Source organism: Anaeromassilibacillus sp. 1001302B_160321_C8 (assembly GCF_015554745.1).
GTDB classification, from domain to species: domain Bacteria; phylum Bacillota; class Clostridia; order Oscillospirales; family Acutalibacteraceae; genus Anaeromassilibacillus; species Anaeromassilibacillus stercoravium.
This window is the reverse complement of record NZ_JADNJD010000027.1, coordinates 1-19,201: the sequence shown is the minus strand read 5'-3', so window position 1 is coordinate 19,201 and position 19,201 is coordinate 1. Positions and strand designations below refer to the sequence as shown.

Sequence of the window (19,201 nt, the reverse complement as noted above, 5' to 3'; positions counted from 1 at the left end):
AACATCAACCGGAACAACCTGGCGATGGATCAGCTGATTCTGGAAAATATCCGTAGTGAGGGAAGCGTAACGGCCGAACCGCAGCTGCTGACGGTACAGTGGAGCGGCAACGCATCGATGAGCGTCGAGGGCGAAGCGGAGGGAATCATCTTCACAGATGCGATCTACGGCGCAAAGGTACAGCCGGGCGAAGAGCTGGTCTTCACCTTCACCCCGACCAAGGGCGCGTTCTCCGGAGCGCAGCTCAACGGCGAGGACATCGAGTTTGCAGCGGACGGCTGCACGTACACCTTCACGATGCCGAACGAGGGCACGACCCTGCGCTTCACGTTCACAAGCGTGGATAAGAGCATCCTGGGAGCTGTCCTGGAGCAGGCCAACGCCGTGCCGCAGGAGGTCATCGACGGCCTGGTGCCGCAGGCGAAGGAGATCTTCACCAACGCCCTGGAGAATGCGCAGACCGTTTATGACAACGCGAATGCCACCCAGGAAGAGGTCAACGAGGCTTGGAGCGACCTGCTGGATGCGATGCACCTCTTGGAATTCGAAGCGGGCGATAAGGAAACCCTGCTGCCGCTGATCAACATTGCAGAGCAGCTGAAAGACATGCTGGATCAGTTCAAGCCGGGCACGACCGAGGGCTTCGAGAAAGCGCTCGACGCGGCGAAGGACGTCCATGCCGAGGAGAATCCGCTGAAGGCGGACGTGGACGAGGCATATGACAACTTGCAAGCAGCGATTGAAAAGTTGGAATTCCGTGCGGATATGAGCGAGCTGCAAAGCTTGGTGGACGAAGCGAACACCCTCGACCCGGACGACTATATCCAGGATGAAGCGTTCGATACCTTCAAGAGCGTGCTGGCAGAGGCGGAAGAACTGCTCGCGAATGCGAATGCAGACCAGGCCGACGTGGATGCAAAGGCCGAGGCCCTGACGAGAGCGATGGCAGCCCTGCGGAAGATCCCGAACAAGGATGAACTGAACAAGCTGATCGCGGAGATGGAGCAGAAGGATCTGGACGGCTACACCGACCGCAGCGTGGCAACCTTTAAGGCAGCGCTGAGCGTTGCGAAGACGGTTGCCGCGGACGAGACCGCAGACGGCCAGGCGGTTGCAAAGGCATATACCAACCTGGAAGCTGCCGCGAATAACCTGGTGAAGGCAGAGAAGCCGGGCACAGGCAACAGCGGCAAGGGCAGCACGTCTGCCAACGTTGGCAACGCATACGGCGCAGCGGGGGTTGTATCCGCAGCGCAGGGCGTGACCAGCCAGAAGGCGTATGTGGTTTCCGACACGACGGTCAACTTCAATCTGAAGAGAGGCAGCGCATACTGCTTCAAGATGACGGTCGTGAACGGCAACGCCATGACACCGAGCTTCACGGTCGGCAACGGCGAAGTGCTCAAGACGCAGTTTGTGGCGAAGATCGGCAACGACTACTATTACAGAGTCTATGCCATCGGTACGCCGGGCCAGAGCACGGGCGTTTATACGACCCTGCCGGGCCAGAACGCGGTCAAGCATTGCACGGTTACGATTGCGTAATCGTGGACGAGACATCGAGATAAGAAGGAAGGCTTTTCCCTAATAAACAGCAAGGACCCAATCCTGAGAATCCTCAGGATTGGGTCCTTCTGTGTTTTATTTGTCTATTTTTTGCATGTGGTGGGATGGTGATTTTTGCTTGCTTCCATAGAGCTTCCAATATGGAGCAGAAAGCAAACTCTTTTCCGTTTGCTTTCGTAGGGAACGCCGTAGGCGCGAAAAGACGCCGTGCGTCCGCCGTAGGCGCGAAAAGACGCCGTGCGTCCGCCGTAGGCGCGAAAGGCACTGTGTGCCCGCAAAAGGTACTGTGTGCCAATCAGGAGGCGTATGAAATCGAACAATTGACAATATCGCTGTCAACAGATTCAGAAACGATGGGGAAAAATACCGTTTCCGGGAGCGCAACGTCGCTCAAAAGGATATTTTGAATGTTTGCCCCGTCGCTTGCTCCAAAAAAGCCCATGTGTTCGGCCTCTTTTGTTACCGTCAGATGGGAGATGGTATATCCATTCCCGTCAAAGCTACCCGTAAAAGGATGGGAGGGACTCCCGATGGGGGTCCATTCCTGCGTTAAGGAAATGTTGTTTTCTAAACGATAATGCCCCGAAAGCGGGTAAACGCTTCCAATGGCGCGCAAATCTTCCTCTGTTTTTACTAAATAGCAGGTTTCTTCCCCAACGCTGGACGTCTGCATCGTGCTGGAGAGCGATGGAGAGACGGAAGAAGAGGGTTCCGCCGGGCGCGAGCTGCACCCAACGAAAAAGATGGTCAAGCCGGCGAGAAAAATCATACAAAGATGCTTCATGGTTGCCCTCCTATAGAAAATGTTTTTTTGGCTAATTATACTTGTTCTTGGCAAGAAAATCAAATGGGAGAAGCGGCCGGCATCTTATTTTTTTGCGGATTGGTTATCCTTTTTCATGGCGAAGAATCCAATCCATACGGTCCACACATAGGCGCAGGTTTTCGGGATCATCAGCATACCAATCATAGGAATGACGTCGCTCCAAAGCACCACCGGAATATAAAACCCAAAACTAAGTGCGATGGTCAGCCACATCCAGCGGAACGCATGGTCATTGTGCTTTTTGGCGCTTTGGTAAAACAACACAATCATAAGCAGCCCTAACAACGCAAAGGGGATGTTGCGGTAGATCCCCCAAGAAAGCGGGGCTTCCGCGCTCAACCACTGGTTCTGCGGCATCATGCACAGGACAATCCGCGCGGCCGACAGGCCATAAACGGCGGCGGTTATTCCGCTTCGCCCAGTCACCTGGTAGCGCGTTCGCCATACATGATAAAGCAGGACATAGAAAATCGTCATGGTGATGGAAGTAATCCACTTGCCGAGGCCCAGAGGTACGGTGTAGTTTTCCAGCCCCGTGGTACAAAGGGCGAGGGCGCGGGGAATCAGATGAAAGGCATCCCCGGCGCCAAGGATCACCGCCATGATTCCAAATAAACGGTACTGTTTGTTCCCCTTGCACCCGCGGATCATCCGGATGCCAATGGTGATTACCAAGATGAGATAGATCGCGTCAAATCCAGTTTCTACAATCGCTTGCATGGGTTACTCTCCTTTATAGGTTCGTTTTGTTTTCGTCAAAACGGCTTTGCCGTAATTGCAGCCGGAACAGGGTGTTTCGCTTGGCTTTCATCGTAGATCGTCCCTACTGAATTCTGAACATCGTTCATTTTGAGGACGGTAATCCCCTCCCATTTTAAGATGGGGCATTTTAATAGAGTGTCCTACGGACAACTTCCAAAACGGCCGAGGAATCGAAATCCTCACGCAACATCGCGGATACGATCAGTGAAAAAAGAATCCCGGCAAACTTCTCTGCCGTAAACCGGCCGTCAAAGGCGTCCGGGCGGATCTTGGAATCCTGTTTTAACACGGAACAGAAGCCGTCTAGAATGTGCCCCCATGCCTGCTGCATCCGTTGTTTTCCTTTTGATTTTTCCTCATGCATAAGACCAAGCGGGTGAAGTGCGAAAAAGCCAGGATATTTTTTACAACCATATTGCATTCGCTCATAGATCCATCGGATACACGCCTGTGTGTCTTCCAATTTTGCCATATCTTCCTGCTGATGAAAAATCTCCCGCCAGACACTTTCGATCGTGGCGCCCATCAGGTCTGCTTTGGAATCAAAATAGTTGTAGATGGAGCCTACCGATACGCCACAGGCCGCAGCCACGGAACGGATACTCACCGCCGACCAACCTTGTTGTTGAATCAGTACCCGGCTGTTTTTTAGGATTTCTTCTTTTGATGTTACTACGGTATTCATAGCCTCACCTCACCGTGAACGATGTTCAGCATAGCGTTCTTGCCCCATTTTGTCAAGCGCTTTTTTGATGCTTTTTATCAGCCATATGCCTCGGGAAAAGGTTCCACATAGGAGGGAACGATTGGCTGCGCTGTGAATAGGGACTCTCTGGCCTGCCAGAGAAAGGGCCAGATTCGCGCATATTGCGCTAAAATTTTAAGGAATAAACCTTAAAAAATTGAACCAAACGGTTAAAAAATTACAAATACTTCCAGCAATATCCGGTGTAGAATTTTGTTATCAACAAAATATTTGCCGGCTGGCGGTTGCGGCGAAGGGGGTATGCAGGAGGATCACCGCCAAAATAGGTTCAATTTTTACCGCCGGTTGAAAGCTTTCTGCGGGCGGTGCAGAATTCATTTGCCGTCCGTTTGTAGCGACATCTGTCTGGAACGGCGGAAAATTACGAAGGAGGAGCTTATGAAAAAACGGCTATTCAGTCTCATTCTCTCCTTGGCGATGGTGTTTACCATGCTGGCGCCAGCCGCGTCTGCTGCGCCAAAGGGAGACGGGCCGCTTACGCACCATGGATTGCAGGGCGAATATTTGCTGGGGTTAGATAGCGATACTTTTTACATCTACCATGTTGCGGCGGTCATGGTTGACAACTTGCGTCGGCTCCTGCTCGGTATCAACCTGTCCGACAAAGCTATAATGGATTTCGATTTTCCGGGTGTTGGTTTCCCGGTCTAATTCATGTATCAAAATACGGTCGATAAACTCATGGACGTTTTCATAGGTCAATTCCTGTATGTCGCTGTATTTCCCGACAATCTGAATAAACCTTGATATATCCCTTTTTCGCTCGGTAACGGTTGCGATCTGCTGTTGTAACTCGTCTATCCTTGCGGCAAGGGATTTCTTTTCGTCCTCATAGCCGGAAGTTAGAAACACAAACCGTTCATCTGTCAGTCTGCCTAATGCGTTGTCCTCATACAGCTTGCGGAAAAGCGTGTCAAGTTCGGTCATACGCGCCTGTGCTTTGAAAAGTTCCTTTTGCTGCTGCGCTAATGCCTTTCTCGCTTCCATGTCGCCGTACTCGGTAGCTTTACAGATAAAGTCCTGTTCGTGTTCCTTAACATACCGCAAAACCCGCCGCATATCTTCCAGCACTAAATCAAGAAGTACGTTTTTGCGGATATAATGAGAGGTACACTCGCTGCCTGTCCTTGCCCTGTTGCGCCATGCGCCGCAAGAATAGGAAAACTTGCGCGGCTCGATATTTACGCCCTGTTGGTAATACATCTTATGTCTGCAACCAGCGCAAAACAGCAAGCCGGAAAAAATATCAATCTCCGCTGCTTTTGTCGGGCGGTGGCGGGTAGCAATCCGCTTTTGCGCAAGTTCAAAGGTTTCCTCGTCAACAAGCGGCTCATGGGTGTTTGGGAAGAAATAGCGTTGTTCTTCTTCGTTCTTCCGGGTCTTTTTCGACTTGTAGGATACCTTGTGAGTTTTCGCGGTTATGGTATGCCCTAAATATTCCTGCCTTGCTAATATGTCATAGAGCGTTTTGTCCGGCCAAGTATAGGGGGCGATCATTGCCCGCTGATACCGCGCCTGTCCTGTACGCTGATAGCGCAACGCTCCAATCGTCAAGACTTTGTTTTCCGCAAGCCATTTTTGGATTTCGCACATACGCACGCCGCTAACAAACATAGCGAAAACCTGTTTGACAATCGGCGCGGTTTCCGGGTCGGGTATAAGGTGGTGGCGGTTGTTCGGGTCTGGGATATAGCCGTATGGATATTCCCCGTTGACGCGCTCGCCTTTTTGCGCCTGTGCCTGTTTAACTGCGCGGATTTTCTTGCTTGTGTCGCGGGCGTAAAACTCGTTAAACCAGTTCCGCAAGGGGGTAAACTCGTTATCCTCCCGCGCTGTGTCAACTCCGTCGTTGATCGCGATATAGCGTACTCCGTTTTCGGGAAATACAATCTCTATGAGTTCGCCCGTTTTCAGATAGTTTCTGCCAAGACGGGAAAGGTCTTTGGTAATGACCGTCGCCACTCGTCCGGCTTCCACTTCCTGCAACATCGCTTGCAGCCCCTCGCGCTCAAAACTCACGCCGGAAAATCCGTCGTCCACAAAAAACTTTGTGTTCAAAAAATGGTGTTCGTCCGCATAGCGTTGAAGTATCATTTTTTGGTGCTGTATGCTTCCGCTTTCTCCGGCTTGCATATCCTCTTGACTTAAACGGCAGTAAAGGGCGGTGATTTTATTCGACTGTAACATTAGTCCTCCTTTCCGACAGCCGAATAAACAGGTATAATGTGTTGCTATCATTATACCATATCCCGCCGCCTAATGCACTACTCGGACGCTAAAAATCCCGGATTTCCGGGCTTTTTCTGCAAATCCTTTACAATGAGTTTCTCAATCTTTTTATGGATTGTATCGGTTGCCTTTTCACTCGGCAACGCTTGAACAAGATAGGTGATTTTCCCTATTTTGCGTTCGGTTGTAATTGTCTGTTTTTTATCCATTAGAAAAACCTCCTTTTCCTGTATGGATAAACTATATTCGTCAAAAGGCAAAAACGGGCGGTTGTTAGCTGCAACCTCACGGGAGTTTCACCCCGGCCCATGCTTATGGGTGCGCCGCGCAATACTTTGAGGGTGTTCAACGCGGGAGTATCATTGTGCCGCCTTGTATGTCGTCGCCCACAAGCTGCTAAACCTGTTTTACGGCGCGGTAGTTCTCGCTCGGCTTTTCCCCTATGGGGAAAAGCTGTCATGGCGTACCCGCCGACTGGCTCGGTACAGACGGAATGTACCCGTTTGCCTGTTATGCTGCGCACCAAAGGCCGCTTTCTTTGTCAAAGAACAATAGGCTTTGTCGGCCTGCAAAAGCACATCAACAGCGGATATGCTTTTGCGGAACGACAAATAGCCCATAACGGGAAGCGTGGAAAGGGGACACGCTCCCCGCATGGGCTAAAAGATTATCCTACATGAAAAGCAAGGGTGCGGGTAATAAGGCGCACTTGCAGCCTGTTACGCATTTCCTCGTCCACATAGGAATAGGTATTGCCCGCGTCGTCTTTCAGCGTGCGGGTACAAAGTTTCGCTATGTAACCCTCGTAGTGCTTCAAGATCGCGCACATGGCGGTTGTGTCGCCGTTTGCCGCTGCGGAAATGACAGGGAACGGCAACAGATTTTCAGACTTCCTAACGGTATTCATCATCTGCTTTTCCCTCCAAATACTGTTTGATTTTCGCAAGCGCGGATTTCCTGTGCCGGAAAACCGTCGTGCGTACAACATTCAGCAGTTCGCCAATTTCCGCGTCGCTCATATCCAAGAAGTAGGACAAAAGGATAATGTCGCGTTTCCTTTCGGGCAAAGCGTTAAGGGCTTCGGCAAGCAGTTCATTTTTGACGAGTACATCAAAGCCGGACACTTGAAAACGGAAATAATCGCTTTCGTATTCGTCCGTTGTGAAAAGCTGCGCGAGTTCGCTTTCGCTCAAATCCGAAAAAGTAACTTCGCGTGCTGCGCGTTTCGCAAGAGTGCGGCGGTGGCTTTTCGCTTCGCCGACCAAAGTTTTCTTTGCTAATGCGTCGTACTGATGTTGTATTCTTTCCTTGTCGGAAGAAGATAGCTCCATAGAGTTCACCTCCTTCCCGCGTGGAGTAGAGGACGGGAGTTAAGGGCTTGTCCTCTCTGCCCCTTTCGCTCCGTACCCGTTCGGGAGATGGCTCTTGAGTGCGCTTTTCAGAAAAAAGTTGAAAAAAGCAAAATGCGCCCGTCCGCAAGACGCGGACGGGCGCAAAGGAAATGTAAGCAGTAGCTAAATGTATTGACAGTTCACATTCATAGCCGGAATATCCCGCTTGCGGAGCATAGCTTTTTTTGACCGCAAAGCATTAGGCGGGTTACAGTAAATAAAAATGGACACGGCGATACCTCCCCGATACCGCCGTATCCTTAAAAAAGGGCGACTTTAATACACTACCCGCAATCCATTCTATAATAGGGAACAGCGGCTTTTGCGCAATATTAAATAAAAAAGCCGATAACACATAGGTTTTTTGACCTAATGCGTTATCGGCTCTGCGTCTATGCGTCTGGCACTTTTAATCATTTTTTTTTGAATTTATTATATGTGTTAGCTAACTGTCCACAAGCCGCGTTAATCTCTCTGCCATGAGAAACTCTCATAGTAACTTCAAGTCCTGCTTGCTCTAATTGATGTTTGAATGCAACTATTTCCCGTTTCTGTGGTGCTTTAATTCTTGAATTGCTTGTTGGGTTGTATTGTAACACGTTAATCATAACTTTTTTGCCCCGAAACCATTTTGCAAGTTGTCTTACATCTGAGGGCCGGTCATTTATACCCGGTAAAAGCAAATACGCAAAGACAATTTTGCGATTATGCCTTTCAGAATAGGATAAGGCTTGCTTAACAACATCTTCAATAGCATATATGCGCATGTGAGGAATAATACGATTTCTTGCAGATTGTGTTGCTGCGTGTAAAGATATTGTCAACTGAATTTTAAGATGTTCCTCGCGCAATTTTTTTAATTGATCGACCGGACCAACTGTTGATATGGTAATGCCGTCGGTTGGAAAGTTGAGCCCATATCTATCTCGGAGAATATGGATTGCTTTTATCAAGTTGTCATAATTGAATAAAGGCTCTCCCATACCCATAAAAACGATACGGTTTACTTTTCGACGCAACAATATAATCTGTTGTACGATTTCTGACGATGTTAGATTACGAACAAAGCCATTTCGCCCGGACTCACAAAAAATACAACCAACAGGACAACCGACTTGTGTGCTCACGCAAACAGTTCCACCATCTCGCCGCTTGATAAAAACCGTTTCAATGTATTTGTTGTCTTTCAGTTCGTAAACATACTTTTCAGTATCACTGCTTTTGCAAATATTTTTTACCAACATTGATAGATTTTTTTTGCGTGGTAATTGCTTATATAATTCTTCATATAAGGCTTTTGCTTCATTCTCGCCAATAACTTCCGACATTTCTTTGTAAGTAAATCCGTATGGATCATTCCGTACTTCCGCAGGCGTATATTTAGGTAAACGTTTCATTTTTATATCCTTTCTTCTAAATAATAAAAGTTTGTTTTTCTGTATTTTTGATTACAATCTCTAATTTTTCTACATCAATGATATGCGTCAATTTGCATTTAGGGCAGAAAAGAGGAAAATCTTTTAATACAGTATTATGAAATACTTGAACTCTCGTCTTTCCGTTACAAATCGGACATTTTATCCAATATTTTTTAAGCATTATATTTCACTCGTCCTTTTTACACAAAAAAATGCAGGTCAATCCTCAACATGAGCATTGACCTGCATTTATAATGCACAGAGCAGTACAACAAAACTAAGGCATAGCTTGCACTATGTCTATACTATATCTATACGTCGTTAGTTTTTTGTATAGCATCCGCAAAATAAGCATGACAAAAAAGCCCATGTTGAAAATGGGAAAATCCTTTTTTTCAATGCTTATCTAATACGCATGCTATGCAACATAAACGCCGCCTCCTTTTACATAAATTTTATTTTATCAGAAAATCAGTCTACTGTCAATACACAACAGGAAGTATTTAACCTAATGATATGAATTGTGTGGACATATCCAAAAAGAAAGGTGAACTGTAAAATGTAACAGGGTGAATGAAAATGGCAAAAAGACCCGTACCATTGTACGACTTTAAGGCTTTCGGGGCAGCTATAAAAGCCGCGAGAAATGAATACGGCGAGAGCCGCAAAAAGGTAAGCGACGAGTTATATATTTCCCCGCGCTACCTTGCGAATATCGAGAACAAGGGACAACAGCCGAGTTTAAGGTCGCTCTTTGGGGCGAAGAAACTTCACTTCCACAAATTGCCGTATAATCACTTCCAGCGGTTGCCCGTTCTTCTCGTACATAGCGAGTAGGAACATGGGCAGCATGGCAAGCACCATGCACAAAGCCGCCGTTGTCGTTCCCGCGCTGTCCTTTGTCAAAAAGAATAGCGGTAGCCCGATAGCCACCGCCGCGCCGAAACAGAGTAATTGTCTTTTGGTAAGGTTGAACATTACCTTGCTCTTGATTTTGGTTAAATCCTTTGGGACGGTTACATACGCCATTTCAAACCTCCTTTCCGGCAAACCGTATGTCGCTTTTGATTTCATTTCCCCATACGTCCCAACCAGGGGTATGCTGCCTTGCAAACAGTTCAATACGCGGTAGGTCGCCCATAAGGGCAAGTATCTTTTCCCGCGTTATATCCGGCTTTTTGCTGTGCTGCTCAACAGGGGAAATAATAAATTGATGTACCTTGTTTGATTGTCGCTTCGGGTGTCCTTTGGTAGCAAGCAAGCAGATTTCCGCATTTCCTCGCGTCCAAAAGCCCAAGCCATAAAACCAAGTGGGCGATTTCCGATTTTGCTTTAACCATACAAAGGCAACGGATTTATAGGTAAATCCCCAAGCCTTGATTAACTGCAACGCTTCTTTAAGCTGCGGGAACGTCGCCCATAGGAATAAAATACAGTCCTTATCCGCAATTTCTTTGACGGGTAAAGCGCAAAGTTCCTCAATACTCATAGTGGGATAGTGCTTTTCCGCTGCGCCCTGTACCTTGCTTCTCGCGTATCTCCAAGGGGGATCGGCGTAAATGATTTTGTATTTCTTCATCTGCACCCCCTTAATGCGCGCTGAATACGGATTTTGCAAGGCTTCCCGTTTTGAAAAGCGTAAAACACAAGAGGACGGTATAGCCCATGCAAGACCAGATCGCGCCGGATATGTCATCGGTTGCTGCGATTGTCTGTATCAAAACCGCATAAATACCGACGCACACAAGAATTAGAAAAGCCTGAAAACCGAGGGCAAGCAAGGATTTTAAGTAGTTCTGTCCCATGCCGCCCCATTCACGATTTACCATTGTCGCAACGGGGATAGGGGCGATACTCGTTACAAGGTATATTTCAATCATGCGCCCGTACACCACCAGCATGATACAGATAGACAACGCTTTCATGGTAAGCCCCACAAAGAGTGATTGAAACCATAGCCCCAAAAGCCCGCCGACGCTCATAGCGTCCAGCTTTGCTTCTATATCGGTGATAACGGTTGCAATATCTATGCTTGTGTCGGATATGATAACGCCCGCGCTGTCGTTGACGACGCTCTGTGTAATGTCAAATACGCCCATGACGATGTTCCAAGTATTTGTTACCAGCAGCACCGCAACAAAGGTTTTGAAAATCCACTTGAAGAAAATCCAAGTGTCGAGATCGTGCAGATTGTTTTTCTCAATTACAAGCTGGATTAGTTCGTAGCACATGACAAAGGTAATGATAACGCCCGCAATCGGCACAATGACGTTTTCCGATAGGCTGCGTATCATATTGAATATGCCCGCGTTCCACCCGGCGGGGGTTGTGCCGACTTGCGTTGCGATTTCTCCAACCTCTGTATTTACGCTGTCGAACAGCCCGGAGAGATTAGAGAGTATTCCGTCTGTCAAAATGCCGCGAAACCAATCTTCAATCATCTGCCATATCAAAAGCTAATCCCTCCTTTCCCGCGCCCTCCCGCGTGAAGCGGGAGAGCGCGGCGGGTAGTGTTAGTTTGTGGCATTATCCAAACAGGCCGGAGAGCAGCGGGACAAGGGTAAGGCCGATAAGGGCAACGCCGCCGCCCGCCATCAACTGTTTCATGCCCTGCGACTTTGCTTATGTGTGATAAAGAAGCAATAGAAGTGCAAAAAATTTTGCCGTTCCTATCCGACACTTGGCCATTGTGTCGGATAGGTCGGGCGGTTATTCGGGCAAGTCAATCTTGCCGACAAAGCTGTAATAAATCTCAATGTCCTGCCTGCGGGTGCCGTTCTCATCATAGCTGCACTCATGCACCACAATTTTCTCGATCATTTCCCGCAAGAGAGTGGGGGTCAATTCCTCAAAGGCAAGGTGCTTTCGGACAATCCCCATAAACTTTTCCGCGTTGACGGTGGCGGCCTGCGACTTGTCCAGTTCTTCCTGCAAAGCGGCGGCGCGGTCTTTCAGTTCCCGCTGCTCCTGCTCATAGTCTGCCGACAGTTCCATGAAACGCTCGTCGCTGATTTTGCCGTTCACATTGTCCTCATACAGCCGCTTGATAATGCGGCTCACTTCGGAAATGCGCTCCTGCGCCTGTTCAAGCTGCTTGGTGGCTGCGGCGGTCTTTCTCTTGCCGCCGATCTCGTTCTGCTGGATAAGCAGCTTCACAAAGCGGCTCTCATGCTTGGCGGCGTATTCCGTCACCTGCCGGAGATTGGAGAGGACACCGGCGGTCAACAGGTCGGTGCGGATAAAGTGCGCCGTACAGTCGCGGGTGCGCTTCTTGTAGCTGCCGCAGATGTAACAGTCCTGCTTGCGGTTCTTGTTCTGATACCGCTGCTGGTACATCACATGGCCGCAGTCGGCGCAGAACAGCATACCGGAGAACAGCCCCACCTCGTCATAGCGGTTCGGGCGTTTGCGCTGCTTGCGTAACTCCTGCACGCGCTCCCATGTTTCCGTGTCGATAATCGGTTCATGGTGGTTCGGGAAAATGGCCTGCTTCTCCACGGGGTTCTCTACGCTGTGCTTGGTCTTGTAAGAGGGCTTCTCCGTCTTGAAGTTTACCAGACAGCCGGTGTACTCCCGGTTTTCCAACAGGTGGACAACGGTATTTGTCGCCCATTTGCACTCATAGCCGGGGTGGTAGCGGCGGGTGCTGCCCGTCCTGCGGTATTCCAGCGTCCCCGGCGTGGGGATTTGCTGCTCCGTAAGCATACGGGCAATCTTGGTCGGGCCATTCCCGGCAAGGCAAAGCTGGTATATCTGCTGGACAACCGGCGCGGTTTCCTCGTCAACGAGATAGTTCTCGTCCTCGTCCATGAGGTAGCCATATACCGGCTTGCTGGTAACAGGCTTTCCACTCATGCCTTTTGCTCGTTTTACTGCTTTGATTTTCTTGCTCGTATCTCTCACCAGCCATTCGTTGAACAGATTTCGCAGAGGGGTAAAATCGTTGTCCATGCCGCCGTTTGCGCTGTCCACATTGTCGTTGACAGCGATAAAACGCACTCCCTTTTGGGGGAACAGCATTTCCGTGTAAAACCCTACCTGCAAGTAGTTTCGCCCTAACCGGCTCATGTCCTTGACGATGACCGTACCCACTTTCCCGGCTTCAATGTCTGCAAGCATGGCTTGAAAACCAGGTCTTTGAAAGTTCGCGCCGGAATAGCCGTCGTCGGTGTACCAGCGCAGGTTGGTAAAGCCATTCTGCTTGGCGTAGGTTTCCAAAATCCTTTTCTGGTTCGATATGGAATTGCTTTCGCCTTGCAACTCGTCCTCATGGGACAATCTCGGATAAAGGGCGGTAATGAGGTTTTGGGTGGCTTGTCTTAACATAAAATCCTCCGTTTCCGACAGCCAGCCCCACTATTCCGTGGTTTCATTGTACCACGGAATAGGGAGGGCTGTATAGCGGCAAAAGTGTAAAATCTGCTTCTTTATGATTTGTTAAATTGCCGATTTTTGTGTAGCAGCGGCTTCCGCTTCCAGTACCCGCGCCATTTTGTCGGCGGCGGTGGTCGTGGTGTCTTTCTTGAAATAGCCGGACACGACAAGGACGGAATTGCCCATGCGGATTTCCGTCACGCAGTCGGGGCGGCGGGTGGTGCGGGTGTCGTGCTGCTGTCTATCTGCCATAGGCAATACTCCTTTCAGTCGGTAATCAGTTTCTTCATGCTCTCCATTTTCCGCTGCGCGGTTTCCTGCCGGAAGTTGTCGCCGGTAAAGCGTACCGGGACGCACATGGAAAGCAGGCGGTCATAAATCCGGGAATGGGCGGTGTCCTCCGGGTTCCGCAGGTCGTCCAGCGTGAGGTTGGTCGTGACGATCAGCGGCTTGCCGCTGCGGTAGCGGCTGTCAATCACATTGAAAACCTGTTCCAATCCGTACTCGGTGCCGCGCTCCATGCCGAAGTCGTCAAGGATAAGCAGCGGATAGCGGCAAAGGCGGGAAATGTATTCGTTCCTGCCCTCGAAGCTGGCGGCAAGGTCATTGAGGATAAGGGCAAAGTTCGTCATGTGGACGGGGATTTCTTTCTCCATGAGGGCGTTTGCGATACAGCCCGCAAGGTAGCTTTTCCCGGTTCCAACGCCGCCCCAGAACAGGCAGCCGATATTGTCGGTTCGCATATCCTCCCAATGCTCCACATACCGGCGGGCAATCCCGGCCTGCGGGTTCCTGCCGTTGTCGTTCTCAAAAGTCCAGTCCCGCATGGTGGGGTCGGTAAAGCCCCGGCGTTTCAGTTCCTCCACGGTGTCAAAGTGCCTGCGCCGCTTCTCGGCGGCCTCCCGTTCCTCGCGGGCGGCTCTCTGGCAGTCGCACTCTGCCGGGTGGCGGTCACGGCCAAAGATAGCGGCCTTATCCGGCGCAAAATAGGCTTCTTTCGGCTTGCGGCACTTGCCGCAGTACAGTAAACCGTCCTCGCCGGTGTAGTCCTCCGGCTCCGGGGTGGCAGCGGTCATATTCTCCAAAACAGCGTTGATTTCGTTCTTCATAAACTCTCGCCCTCCTTGCATGAGTAGTCTGGTATGCCCTTTTTCGGGGCTTCCTTTTTGTCGTTCCCCGCCCATATCCGCAGGGCGGCGGCATAGTTCTGGTAGCTTTTCCCGTTGGCGGCAAGGTAGCGGCTCATTTCCTCAATGAACCGTTCCAGCCTGTCGGGGTACTCTGCCTGCAACTCGTCGTATTCGGTCTGCGACAGAAAAATATTCTGGTATCGGCCATAGGGCGCGGGCGGCTCCCCACTCACTCCCATTGTTTGGTTCTCTGTAAGGTTGTTTATAGTAGTTTGGTTAGGGGACGGTTTTCCGACCATCATAAGGTCGGTTTTCTGACCATCAGTAGGTCGGTTTTCCGGCTCTATGAGGGTCGGTTTTCCGGCCATCAGTTGGTCGGAAAACTGTACCTGTGGCACACGCGGCACTTTCACATACAGTCGGTTCGGTGCGGAGAAGCCGCCCCGTTCCCGTTCCAAAAGCCCCGCCATGTCCAGTTCGTTGAGCGCTCCCTTTATGGTGGTGCTGCCTTTATCCAGTATTTCGGCTATCTCCGCGAGGGGATAGATAATATAAATCCTGCCCTCGTCGTCCTGCCACTTGTTCTTCTGGGAGAGGGTGGAACGGTCTAACAGCAGCGCATACAGCAGCTTGGCGGTCTGGGAAATCTCCATTTTCAGCAGGAAACGGGGGTAAGGCAGAAAGAGAGGCAGCGGCGTGTCTGCCATGATATAATCAGCGATAGTATCACCTCCCTGTGTTCGGGTTGATTTTGGCAGTTTGTCACGCATTAGGACGGCGTTTCCGGTGGAAAAGGATAAATGTATCGCGTACCCTTTGACACCCACGAAAAAAGCCTTGATTTATGCGGGTTTGAAAGGCTCTAAAGCGTGACATCTCTGCCTTTGTTTCCGCTTTCGTTCGGCGGCTTTGAGTTTCTTCATGCGCCCGGCGCAGTCCGGGCAGTATTTTCCCCGGTTGGATTTGGGGACAAAGGCCGCGCCGCAGACGGCACATCGTTTCCGGCTCCCTCGGTACAAGAGGGCTGCGGCCAGTTCCCCGTCAAGGGGCAGGACAGCCACACGGAACCAGCGGCACATGAGGGAAAGGGAAATGCTCTGGACGCATACGCAAGGCTCCCCGTCATCTAACAGCAGGCAGTTCCCCCCGTCGTAGTTACAGCACTCATGCACCAGCCGCCGCGCCCGCCGGTGCTGGCGGTAGTCCATGCGGGGCAGCTTATCGCTCATGGCTCTGCTCCTTTCTGCGGCGGGGTTCCTCCCGGCGCAAAATCTGATCGATGTTCCGCTTGACGGTCTGCAACTCCTTAAACCGCTGTTTCTGTTCGTGATAGGTGTTATACAGGCCGGATTTCTTGGAAACAAGCTGCTCGATCTCGTCCTGCAACGCTTTCCGGGCGGGCAGCCTGGTAATGCCATGTGCCTTGAAATACCGGGCGGCTGCGTCGGCTATGATAAAATCGCTTTCATGCGCCTGCCGGTATGCGGCGCGGGCTTTGGGGGATTTCTGCGCTTTCAGCCCGTCGCGGGCGGGCTTGGTCTTGGCGTAGGCAAGTACCTGTCGCTGCAACTCCTTTTTCCCTTGCAGCTTCGTTTCCAGCGTTTTCAGTTCGCCGCTGGTCTGGCGCATTTCCTCATAGGCGGTATCAAAAGCAGCTTCCAACTGCTCCGGGGAAGTGAAGCCGTACTGCTGGTACACATTCAGCGTCTTGGCCATCTGTTTGATGTTGTGTATCTTCGCCCAATGCTCGTAGCCTTTGCCCTTGCCCTCGGCCATCTTCTGCTCAATGTCCACAAGACGCTGCACACCGTCCTGTTTCGGGGCGGATTGAGGGGCTTTTACGGGCTGTATGCCGGTTTTCCCATGCCGTGGGTATTCGGGTATGGCTGTGGCCTTTTCTGCGGCTCTGGCGGCGTTCTGCTCCAAAACGGCAAGGACAGCGGCGCGGTCAAAATCATCGCCCAGCTTACGGGCGGTAATGGGCTTTGTCCTGTCTGGCGTGAGGTAGGATAGCCGCCCCCGGCTCTCCTTAACGGCCACACCCTCCCGCAGCAGCAGAGAGGAAAAGTTCTCGAATGAGGTCGCCGCAGACAGCGCGGCGCGTATGGTCTGCCGCAGCTTCTCCTTGTTCGTTTCAAACTTGGTCTGCCGGGGCGTGATACCGCCTGCAATCATGGAGGCGTTCTGCTTGTCCAGCGCGGCCTGTCCCTTTTTCTGCGCCCAATACTCCCGGTCTGTGACGCGGTTCTTGCTACCGTTCAAGAGGTCGATTTGGTAAAGCCCCTCCCGGTGGCACATCTCCATGACTTCGGACTTGAAGTAGCGCAAGGCCGCGTCAGTACAGCGGTGCTTGCAACCGGCTTTCGTGTCGGCTGGCCTGTCCATGTAGGGCAGGAACGGCACTTCCTCTATCCGCAGGCTGTTAATGACGATATGCACATGAATGTTTCCGCTGTGGTTATGCCCGTCCGGGTGGGTGCATACAAGGGCTTGGTGGCCGGGGAAATGCTCGGCGCAAAACTTCTCGCCCAATGCCTGCGCCCGGTCTACGGTCAAGCCATTGTCCGGGCCGTCCCGTGGGTCAAAGCTGATGATATAGTGGTGGCTTTTCACATCTTCCCGCCGCTGGTTCTTCCCGTAGCGGAGATTTGCCCGCATACAGGCAACGGCAAAATCCTCGCCGCCGCAGTTCAGCGTGGACAGCCGGTAGTCCTCACGGGGGATAAGCCTGCCGGTTTCATCAAGGACGGGCTTCATGGTAAACTCGTCATGCTCAAAAAGCAGGTATTGTTCGGCGGCTCCGTAGTCGGCATTTTTAGAGTTGATATGCTTGAGTGTTGCCAACCGCGTCACCTACTTTCTGTAAGACTTCATACTTGAGGGCGGCAAGGTCGGCTATGGCGGCGTGTACCTCGCCGGAAAGGGCGTTGTAGGGTGCGCCGTACTCGTTCAGATACCGGGCTATCTGATTGAGGTTGCCGCCGATCCTGCCGTACTCGGCGGCCAGCTTCCCGACAGCGGAGAGCAGTTCGTCATTGACCGCCGACACATGGATAACGGGGCGTATGGTGGTGCGCCGTATCGCCTGCCGGAGAAATTCGGACTGGCTGATACCATAGGGCGCAAGCCGCGCTGTGAAGTCGGCGTATTCATCTTCGGACAGCCGGGTTTTCACAACGCGGCTGCGGTGGGGTGTGTTGTATTTCTTTCGCATGGTCGTGACCTCCTTTCTTGCCGCATGAGCGCGGCGGGGATAAGCGGCGCAAGCCGCAAAGCAGGGTTTGGGGAAGGCACTCCCCAACAAGTTTCCCGCGAGGGGCAAAACCGCAGAATTGCGGATTTTGGCACCGTGGTAGAAACTTGCTCTCCGTGACTGCAAACTTTCTCTCACTTCCGTCCGCCACTTTTTTGGAAAACTGCAACCACAAAAGTTTGTTTCTCTTTTTCTGCTACTACTAATCCTGTAAAGGGCATTCCTGCCCGCTTTCGCTAAAATGACACCGGACGCAGTGGTTTCTACCCGGTGTTGGAGAAATCCTTTCTCTTTGCCCTCTACTACGGGTAAATGCTCCAAATGCCAAACACCAGGGCAGAAAAATTCCCTCCTCGCTTACTACTACAACCGGCAGGGGGCAAAATGGCCGGGAGCGGAGCCGGACAACAAAAAAAGCAGTAAATCTTTTTCAAGACTTACTGCTTTCGCTGGCCGCGTCGGTGGCGGCTGGTATTCAGTTTTTATGACTTGTCCGGTGGTTCGTCAAGCCGGAACTTGAATTGACAGTCAATTAACCGCTGCTTTACATAGTCCTCCACCTCGGCGTTGACCTGCCCGTTCACTTTTGAGAAATAGCGGATATATCCGGCGTAGTGGAGCAGGACAGCGTTCACGGCTTCTGGGTCGCCCTCACGGGCTTTGAGGATTGTTTCATAGGGGAGAAGTCTACTCATACCGGCTCACCCCCATTTCTTCGCGTAGCCGCTGCAAGGCAAGCTGGATATGCCGCCCCGCTGTGCTGCGTGACCGGCCAATACACGCGCCGATCACGCGCTGCGGCTGGCGCAGAAAGTAATAGCGCAGGATTTCTTCCCGCGTCTGCTCCGGCAAAACAGAGATCGCGTCGGCAAGGGCGGCGTTGCAGAGCAGGACGGTCTGACCGCAGACGGTAAATGGGTATTCCTCGTCCGGCTCCGACGCGGCAAACTGGACAAACTTCTCGTTCATCAGATAGTCAAGGGAAACTTGCCGTTCCCATTGCCGTTTAAGCTTCAAAATCTTGTCCAAGGCGGCACAGCGGATAACAGTCTTGCAAAAGGCGTTGTACCTGCGCTGGATATATTCTTGATAGGCTATCTGGTCGGTCATGGAAATTCCCCTTTCTGAATAATAGTGCGGGGCGGTGGCACTTCTTGCTGTCGCCCCTTGATTGCCTACCAGCAAAGGCGGGCGGGGCTGTCAACGGCTGCGCATATGCGCCGTTCATCTTGACCGTTGACTGGCTCGGCTGGGTTTGCTATTTACCCGACAAACTTGAATTTATTTTAAGCTATCACGTTTTACCTTCTTAAGCCTTACTATCATTACCATAGGAATTTCTTTGTTGGTTTTAAAACATTCTTCATAAAATCCATCAATGACAAATCCAGCTCTAAAACAAAGGTTAAAAAAATATCTTGTATGGAACGATGATAATAAATCTGCTCTTTCGGTTGCCCTTCAATCGCTATATCATAGTAACTGT

At 51.0% G+C, this 19,201-nt stretch carries 20 protein-coding genes and 4 pseudogenes; 2 read left to right on the top strand and 22 right to left on the bottom strand.

Annotated elements, in window-relative coordinates:
* Positions 1–1,545 (top strand): annotated as a pseudogene (locus I2E77_RS13130) (FIVAR domain-containing protein); the annotation flags it as partial.
* A gap of 316 nt (positions 1,546–1,861) precedes the next feature.
* Here I2E77_RS13130 and I2E77_RS13125 read toward each other — a convergent pair.
* From I2E77_RS13125 to I2E77_RS13085, 9 genes are all read right to left on the bottom strand, one after another.
* Positions 1,862–2,350 carry a hypothetical protein gene (locus I2E77_RS13125; RefSeq protein ID WP_195451439.1) on the bottom strand — a complete coding sequence of 163 codons (489 nt, stop codon included), beginning with the start codon at positions 2,348–2,350 and terminating at the stop codon, positions 1,862–1,864.
* A gap of 84 nt (positions 2,351–2,434) precedes the next feature.
* Entirely contained in the window at positions 2,435–3,112 is a 678-nt protein-coding gene (locus I2E77_RS13120) for a hypothetical protein (RefSeq protein ID WP_195451437.1), read from the bottom strand.
* Between the two features lie 169 nt (positions 3,113–3,281).
* The gene (locus I2E77_RS13115) at positions 3,282–3,839 is read right to left on the bottom strand and encodes a TetR/AcrR family transcriptional regulator (RefSeq protein ID WP_087235270.1); all 558 of its coding nucleotides are present in this window, start codon (positions 3,837–3,839) and stop codon (positions 3,282–3,284) included.
* A 594-nt stretch (positions 3,840–4,433) separates the two neighbouring features.
* Complete coding sequence (locus I2E77_RS13110; protein WP_002604471.1) at positions 4,434–6,107, bottom strand: recombinase family protein; 1,674 nt, start codon at positions 6,105–6,107, stop codon at positions 4,434–4,436.
* Between the two features lie 77 nt (positions 6,108–6,184).
* A complete protein-coding gene (locus tag I2E77_RS13105; protein WP_002604472.1) occupies positions 6,185–6,358 on the bottom strand; it encodes a transposon-encoded TnpW family protein in 174 nt (57 codons plus the stop codon).
* A 458-nt stretch (positions 6,359–6,816) separates the two neighbouring features.
* On the bottom strand, positions 6,817–7,059 hold the full coding sequence (locus tag I2E77_RS13100; protein ID WP_002604473.1) for a helix-turn-helix domain-containing protein: 243 nt from the start codon (positions 7,057–7,059) through the stop codon (positions 6,817–6,819).
* Positions 7,043–7,480 carry a sigma-70 family RNA polymerase sigma factor gene (locus I2E77_RS13095; protein WP_002604474.1) on the bottom strand — a complete coding sequence of 146 codons (438 nt, stop codon included), beginning with the start codon at positions 7,478–7,480 and terminating at the stop codon, positions 7,043–7,045. The genes I2E77_RS13100 and I2E77_RS13095 overlap by 17 nt, the downstream gene beginning before the upstream one ends.
* A gap of 473 nt (positions 7,481–7,953) precedes the next feature.
* Positions 7,954–8,937 (bottom strand): 23S rRNA (adenine(2503)-C(2))-methyltransferase RlmN, encoded by a 984-nt coding sequence (gene rlmN / locus I2E77_RS13090; protein WP_002584956.1) that lies wholly within the window; start codon positions 8,935–8,937, stop codon positions 7,954–7,956.
* Between the two features lie 16 nt (positions 8,938–8,953).
* A complete protein-coding gene (locus tag I2E77_RS13085; RefSeq protein ID WP_003431289.1) occupies positions 8,954–9,139 on the bottom strand; it encodes a cysteine-rich KTR domain-containing protein in 186 nt (61 codons plus the stop codon).
* A gap of 398 nt (positions 9,140–9,537) precedes the next feature.
* Between I2E77_RS13085 and I2E77_RS13080 the strand changes: the two are divergent.
* A pseudogene (locus I2E77_RS13080) lies at positions 9,538–9,714 on the top strand (helix-turn-helix domain-containing protein); the annotation flags it as partial.
* On the opposite strand, the pseudogene I2E77_RS13075 reads toward I2E77_RS13080, so the two are convergent.
* From I2E77_RS13075 to I2E77_RS13015, 13 genes and pseudogenes are all read right to left on the bottom strand, one after another.
* Positions 9,703–9,987, bottom strand: a pseudogene (locus tag I2E77_RS13075) (PrgI family protein); the annotation flags it as partial. The pseudogenes I2E77_RS13080 and I2E77_RS13075 sit on opposite strands and share 12 nt — an antisense overlap.
* A gap of 1 nt (position 9,988) precedes the next feature.
* A complete protein-coding gene (locus I2E77_RS13070; protein WP_002604480.1) occupies positions 9,989–10,537 on the bottom strand; it encodes an MT-A70 family methyltransferase in 549 nt (182 codons plus the stop codon).
* Positions 10,538–10,547: 10 nt separating this feature from the next.
* Complete coding sequence (locus tag I2E77_RS13065; protein WP_002604481.1) at positions 10,548–11,411, bottom strand: VirB6/TrbL-like conjugal transfer protein, CD1112 family; 864 nt, start codon at positions 11,409–11,411, stop codon at positions 10,548–10,550.
* A 73-nt stretch (positions 11,412–11,484) separates the two neighbouring features.
* Positions 11,485–11,580, bottom strand: a pseudogene (locus I2E77_RS14015) (Maff2 family mobile element protein); the annotation flags it as partial.
* Between the two features lie 87 nt (positions 11,581–11,667).
* A complete protein-coding gene (locus I2E77_RS13055) occupies positions 11,668–13,284 on the bottom strand; it encodes a recombinase family protein (RefSeq protein ID WP_195451435.1) in 1,617 nt (538 codons plus the stop codon).
* Positions 13,285–13,395: 111 nt separating this feature from the next.
* Positions 13,396–13,584 carry a transposon-encoded TnpW family protein gene (locus I2E77_RS13050; protein WP_009259633.1) on the bottom strand — a complete coding sequence of 63 codons (189 nt, stop codon included), beginning with the start codon at positions 13,582–13,584 and terminating at the stop codon, positions 13,396–13,398.
* Between the two features lie 14 nt (positions 13,585–13,598).
* Positions 13,599–14,441 carry an ATP-binding protein gene (locus I2E77_RS13045; RefSeq protein WP_118558837.1) on the bottom strand — a complete coding sequence of 281 codons (843 nt, stop codon included), beginning with the start codon at positions 14,439–14,441 and terminating at the stop codon, positions 13,599–13,601.
* On the bottom strand, positions 14,438–15,289 hold the full coding sequence (locus I2E77_RS13040) for a replication initiator protein A (RefSeq protein ID WP_442858925.1): 852 nt from the start codon (positions 15,287–15,289) through the stop codon (positions 14,438–14,440). Before I2E77_RS13040 ends, I2E77_RS13045 begins: the two co-directional genes overlap by 4 nt.
* Positions 15,290–15,304: 15 nt before the next feature.
* Complete coding sequence (locus I2E77_RS13035) at positions 15,305–15,691, bottom strand: cysteine-rich VLP domain-containing protein (protein ID WP_033509553.1); 387 nt, start codon at positions 15,689–15,691, stop codon at positions 15,305–15,307.
* Positions 15,681–17,306 (bottom strand): relaxase/mobilization nuclease domain-containing protein, encoded by a 1,626-nt coding sequence (locus tag I2E77_RS13030; protein ID WP_195451431.1) that lies wholly within the window; start codon positions 17,304–17,306, stop codon positions 15,681–15,683. Before I2E77_RS13030 ends, I2E77_RS13035 begins: the two co-directional genes overlap by 11 nt.
* Positions 17,278–17,676 carry a plasmid mobilization protein gene (locus I2E77_RS13025; RefSeq protein WP_195451429.1) on the bottom strand — a complete coding sequence of 133 codons (399 nt, stop codon included), beginning with the start codon at positions 17,674–17,676 and terminating at the stop codon, positions 17,278–17,280. The genes I2E77_RS13030 and I2E77_RS13025 overlap by 29 nt, the downstream gene beginning before the upstream one ends.
* 521 nt (positions 17,677–18,197) lie before the next feature.
* Positions 18,198–18,410 (bottom strand): helix-turn-helix domain-containing protein, encoded by a 213-nt coding sequence (locus tag I2E77_RS13020; RefSeq protein WP_002586615.1) that lies wholly within the window; start codon positions 18,408–18,410, stop codon positions 18,198–18,200.
* Positions 18,403–18,825: a sigma-70 family RNA polymerase sigma factor gene (locus I2E77_RS13015; RefSeq protein WP_002586616.1), complete on the bottom strand. Its 423-nt coding sequence runs from the start codon at positions 18,823–18,825 to the stop codon at positions 18,403–18,405. The genes I2E77_RS13020 and I2E77_RS13015 overlap by 8 nt, the downstream gene beginning before the upstream one ends.
* Positions 18,826–19,201: the final 376 nt, after the last annotated feature.